We start from the raw sequence: 5,441 nt of genomic DNA, 5'->3' as shown, positions 1-5,441 counted from the left end.
GGCAATCTAACGCCTCTCATCACCCCGTAAACTGCCTGAACAGTGCCTTCCCCTTAACCAGTCGCGCACCCAGCCAGCCGCCGCACAGGGAAAGAAGCAACGCACCGCTGCACGGCAGCACAATCCACAATCGCCAGTCTGGCTCCCACGGGAAATCAAACACTTTCGCCTGCAACACCGCCAGCGCCGTTTCCGCGCCGATTGCGGCTACCAGGCCGGAAACAAACCCGAGCATGGCAAACTCACACCACAATGTTGTGCGCAGCAGCTTTTTGCCCGCGCCGAGTGTGCGCCATACCACCAATTCCTGATGCCGCTGACGCATTCCCACCTGCACCTGTGCCAGCAACAGCAACATACCGCAGGCAGTGACCAGCACCACCATCACTTCCAGCGCCCGACTTACCTGCTCCAGCACCTGGCCGACCTGTTTTAAGATCGCACCAATGTCCAACAGGCTAATGGTCGGGAACTGGCGGTTGAGTTGCGTCAACATGCCGTTGCCGTTCTCCCAACGGAAACTGGTGAGCCAGCTCTGCGGTTGCCCGTCCAGTGCCCCTTCAGGGAAAATAAAATAGAAATTCGGACGCAGACTTTCCCAGTCCACTTTGCGCAGGCTGGTGACTTTGGCGCGAAACTCCTGGGTGTCACCCATAAAGGTGACGGTATCGCCCAGACCAACGTTCAGGCGTTTTGCCAGCCCCTCTTCCATCGACACTTCATCGGCTTTTGGCGGCCAGCTACCGGCGACAATCGGGTTATGATCCGGCCGCGTATTTTGCCAGGTGAGATTCAGCTCGCGATTAAGCGCTTCATCCTCATTGCCTTCTGTCGCTTTGCCATTGATTGCCGTCAGCCGCGCCCGCACCACCGGATAAAACGATTCCGGGACTATCTGATATTCCGCGAGGAACGCTTTCAGCGGCGTTACCTGTTCCGTGGCGATGTTGATTAAAAAGTAGTTCGGGCTTTCTGGCGGCAACTGCTGCTGCCAGCGGTCAAGCAGATCGCCACGCAACACCAGCAGCAGTGCCAGCAGCATAAAGGAGAGCGAAAAGGCCGAAAGCTGGCTTAACGTTGACCACGGCTGACGTAACAGGCGGCTAACCGCCAGGCGCAGAGGCAGCGATTTCAGCGTCATACTGCGTAATACATTGAGCAGCATCCAGCCCAGCACACCGCACAGCAAAGCCAGCACTATCGCGCCCGCCAGCACCGCCCACAGCAGCATACTGCCACCCATTAATCCGGCGAGCAGCAGCACAACCACCACACTGACAATCGGCAGATAAAACTTCAGCGGCCAGACGTTGGCGACCACATCATTACGTAATACGCGTAAAGGCTGCGTTGCCAGCAACAGTCGGTACGGTCGCAGCCCCACCAGCAACGAGATAACCGTCATGGTGCCGAGCGCCCACAACCACGGCCAGAAGCTGGCAGGCGGTAGCGCGGCGGGCAGAACAGGCTTGAGCAAAACCATCAACACGCTTTCGAACAACAGGCCAATCGCTCCGCCGGTAACGGCTGAAAGTATCAGTACCATCAGCCACTGACCGACGATTAACTTACGCAGTTGCGCCCGCCCAGCCCCCAGCGTTTTGAGGATCGCCACCAGATCGTAGCGGCTGCGGCAATAATGATTCATCGCCACCGCGACCGCCGCCACCGCCAGCAGCAAGGTCAGCAACGCCGAAAGCAGCAGGAACTGTTGCGAGCGTTCCATCGAACGCCCCAGCGCACCTTCGTCTTGTTCCAGACCGTACCAGCGTTGTTCGGGTTTAAGCTGTGGTAACAACCATTTCTCATAGCCGTCGAGCTGGTTCTCGTTGCCGCCGAATTTATAACGCCAGGTGACCCGACTTCCCGGCTGTATGGCTCCTGTTTTATCGACATCTGCCAGATTCATCATCAGGCGTGGGGCTATCTGGAAGGGATTAAAACCGGAATCCGGCTCCTGAATCACTTCTCCGGCAATGCGCAACGTGGCATCACCCACGTCGATGGTATCGCCCGTTTTCAAATTCAGGAGCGCCATCAGCCGTGGAGCCAGCAATACGCTGCCCGGTTGCGGTTTTAGTCCAGAAGGATTGGTCTGTAGCTCGCCATACATCGGGTAGATATCATCAACCGCTTTGACGTTCGCCAGTTGCGGCGTGTCGCCCGCAAAGGTCATGGTGGCAAAGGTAAGCTGCTTGCCGACTTTCAGGCCGCGCTTTTGCGCCTCTTCCAGCCACGCTGGCGGTACTTCGCGCGAACTGCGCAACGCCCGATCGCCCGCCATAAACTCACGGCTTTGCTGGCTTAAACCTTTCTCCATCCGATCGCTGATATTGCCCAGCGCCAGCACGCAGGCCACCGCCAGGCTTAACGCCAGCCAGACAATCAACAGCGACGGCGAGCGCCATTCGCGCCAGAACCAACGTGCAATCATGCTTCCTCCTGCAACTGTCCGTTCACCAGCCGTAAGCAGCGGTCGCAGCGTGCCGCCAGTTGCAGGTCGTGGGTCACCATAATCAGGGTGGTGCCATGCTCACGGTTGAGGGAAAACAGCAGGTCGGCAATTTTATCGCCCGTCTGGCGGTCAAGGTTGCCGGTGGGTTCATCGGCAAACAGCACATCAGGCCGACCGTTAAAAGCTCGCGCCAGCGCCACCCGTTGCTGTTCTCCACCGGAAAGCTGTGCCGGAAGATGATCAAGACGTTTACCCAGCCCCAACTGTTCGAGCAACGCTTTCGCACCGTTACGACTTTCCGCGCTACTCTCACCGCGCAGCAGCGCCGGAAGTTCGACATTTTCCAGTGCATTAAGGGTAGGAATTAACATAAATGACTGAAAAACAAAGCCGACATGCTTCGCGCGTAACGTTGCCCGCGCTTCTTCATCCATAGTATGTAGCGGTTGCCCCACCAGATTCACTTCACCACTACTACCGTCATCCAGCCCGGCGAGGATCGCCAGTAAGGTTGACTTACCCGACCCTGACTCGCCCACCAGCGCGATGGTTTCGCCACGTTTGACAACCAGCTCAACTCCGGTGAGGATGGAGAGTTCATGCTCCCCCTGACCGACGGACTTCTTAAGATGATGAACTTCAACAATGTTTTCCGCTGGCATTTGCCCTTCCTGTTCCTGGTCCTGTTAACTTTCCGTGCCGCCGCAGCGGACACGTTATTAATTCTGGGTGATAGCCTGAGCGCCGGGTATCGAATGTCTGCCAGCGCGGCCTGGCCTGCCTTGTTGAATGATAAGTGGCAGAGTAAAACGTCGGTAGTCAACGCCAGCATCAGCGGCGACACCTCGCAACAAGGGCTGGCGCGCCTTCCGGCTCTGCTGAAACAGCATCAGCCGCGCTGGGTGCTGGTTGAACTGGGCGGCAATGACGGTTTGCGTGGTTTTCAGCCGCAGCAAACGGAGCAGACGCTGCGCCAGATTTTGCAGGATGTCAAAACCGCCAACGCTGAACCATTGTTAATGCAAATACGTCTGCCTGCAAACTATGGTCGCCGTTATAATGAAGCCTTTAGCGCCATTTATCCCAAACTCGCCAAAGAGTTCGATGTCCCGCTGCTGCCCTTTTTTATGGAAGAGGTCTACCTCAAACCACAATGGATGCAGGATGACGGTATTCATCCCAACCGCGACGCCCAGCCGTTTATTGCCGACTGGATGGCGAAGCAGTTGCAGCCTTTAGTAAATCATGACTCATAAAGCAACGGAGATCCTGACAGGTAAAGTTATGCAAAAATCGGTCTTAATTACCGGATGTTCCAGTGGAATTGGCCTGGAAAGCGCGCTCGAATTAAAACGCCAGGGTGTTCATGTACTGGCAGGTTGCCGGAAACCGGATGATGTTGAGCGCATGAACAATATGGGATTAACCGGCGTGTTGATCGATCTGGATTCACCGGAAAGTGTTGATCGCGCAGCCGACGAAGTGATCGCCCTGACCGATAATTGTCTGTATGGGATCTTTAACAATGCCGGATTCGGCGTGTATGGCCCCCTTTCCACCATCAGCCGCACGCAGATGGAACAGCAGTTTTCCGCCAACTTTTTCGGCGCACATCAGCTCACCATGCGTCTGTTACCCGCCATGTTGCCGCATGGTGAAGGGCGTATTGTCATGACCTCATCGGTGATGGGATTAATCTCCACGCCGGGTCGCGGCGCTTATGCGGCCAGCAAATATGCGCTGGAGGCGTGGTCAGACGCGCTGCGCATGGAACTGCGCCACAGCGGAATCAAGGTCAGCCTGATTGAGCCAGGCCCTATTCGTACTCGTTTCACCGACAACGTCAACCAGACGCAAAGCGATCAACCGGTCGAAAACCCCGGCATTGCCGCCCGTTTTACATTGGGGCCGGAAGCAGTTGTGGCTAAAGTGCGCCATGCTTTTATCAGCGAGAAGCCCAAAATGCGCTATCCGGTGACGCTGGTTACCTGGGCGGTAATGGTGCTTAAACGCCTGCTGCCGGGGCGCGTGATGGACAAAATATTGCAGGGGTGAGTTGAAGCGCGCGCTTAAGCCCCCATGTCAAAGAAAATATCGACAACAGAGAGTGACTCCATGTCCGTACAAAATATTGTCAACATTAACGAATCTAACCTGCAACAGGTTCTTGAACAGTCGATGACCACGCCGGTACTGTTCTATTTTTGGTCTGAACGTAGCCAGCACTGTTTGCAGTTAACCCCGATTCTGGAAAGCCTCGCGGCGCAGTACAACGGGCAATTTATTCTGGCGAAGCTGGATTGTGACGCGGAGCAGATGATTGCTTCCCAGTTTGGTCTGCGCGCTATTCCGACCGTGTATCTGTTCCAGAACGGTCAGCCGGTAGACGGCTTTCAGGGGCCGCAGCCGGAAGAAGCGATCCGCGCCCTGCTGGATAAAGTGCTGCCGCGCGAAGAAGAACTGAAAGCGCAGCAGGCGATGCAACTGATGCAGGAAGGAAATTACACCGACGCACTGCCGCTGCTGAAAGACGCCTGGCAGTTGTCGAATCAGAACGGGGAAATCGGTCTGCTACTGGCAGAAACGCTGATTGCACTGAACCGTTCAGAAGATGCAGAAGCGGTGCTGAAAACCATCCCGTTGCAGGATCAGGACACCCGCTACCAGGGGCTGGTGGCGCAAATCGAACTGCTGAAGCAGGCGGCTGATACGCCGGAAATTCAACAGTTGCAACAACAGGTGGCAGAGAATCCAGAAGATGCTGCACTGGCGACGCAACTGGCGCTGCAACTGCATCAGGTTGGGCGCAATGAAGAGGCGCTGGAGTTACTGTTTGGACATCTGCGTAAAGATTTAACCGCCGCAGACGGTCAGACACGTAAGACGTTCCAGGAGATCCTCGCCGCACTGGGTACAGGTGATGCGCTGGCGTCGAAATATCGCCGTCAGTTGTATGCGTTGTTGTATTGATATTTCGTTGAGATGC

At 56.0% G+C, this 5,441-nt stretch carries 5 protein-coding genes; 3 read left to right on the top strand and 2 right to left on the bottom strand.

What is annotated here, in order from left to right:
- Positions 1–19 precede the first annotated feature (19 nt).
- Both ybbP and ybbA read right to left on the bottom strand, forming a co-directional pair.
- Positions 20–2,434 (bottom strand): putative ABC transporter permease subunit YbbP, encoded by a 2,415-nt coding sequence (gene ybbP / locus A1SC_RS00775; RefSeq protein WP_000561802.1) that lies wholly within the window; start codon positions 2,432–2,434, stop codon positions 20–22.
- Positions 2,431–3,117, bottom strand: a complete 687-nt coding sequence (gene ybbA, locus A1SC_RS00780; RefSeq protein WP_001515917.1) for a putative ABC transporter ATP-binding protein YbbA — start codon at positions 3,115–3,117, stop codon at positions 2,431–2,433. Before ybbA ends, ybbP begins: the two co-directional genes overlap by 4 nt.
- Between ybbA and tesA the strand changes: the two genes are divergently transcribed.
- From tesA to cnoX, 3 genes are read left to right on the top strand one after another with little or no spacing between them, the layout of a single operon-like run.
- Entirely contained in the window at positions 3,088–3,711 is a 624-nt protein-coding gene (tesA, locus tag A1SC_RS00785; protein WP_024191847.1) for a multifunctional acyl-CoA thioesterase I/protease I/lysophospholipase L1, read from the top strand. The genes ybbA and tesA overlap by 30 nt on opposite strands.
- On the top strand, positions 3,701–4,510 hold the full coding sequence (ybbO, locus tag A1SC_RS00790; protein ID WP_077767250.1) for an NADP(+)-dependent aldehyde reductase: 810 nt from the start codon (positions 3,701–3,703) through the stop codon (positions 4,508–4,510). The genes tesA and ybbO overlap by 11 nt, the downstream gene beginning before the upstream one ends.
- A 60-nt stretch (positions 4,511–4,570) precedes the next feature.
- Complete coding sequence (gene cnoX, locus A1SC_RS00795; protein WP_001515914.1) at positions 4,571–5,425, top strand: chaperedoxin; 855 nt, start codon at positions 4,571–4,573, stop codon at positions 5,423–5,425.
- Positions 5,426–5,441 lie beyond the last annotated feature (16 nt).

Source organism: Escherichia sp. KTE52 (assembly GCF_000408325.1).
Classification (GTDB): Bacteria; Pseudomonadota; Gammaproteobacteria; order Enterobacterales; family Enterobacteriaceae; genus Escherichia; species Escherichia marmotae.
This window is presented reverse-complemented; position numbering and strand designations above follow the sequence as displayed.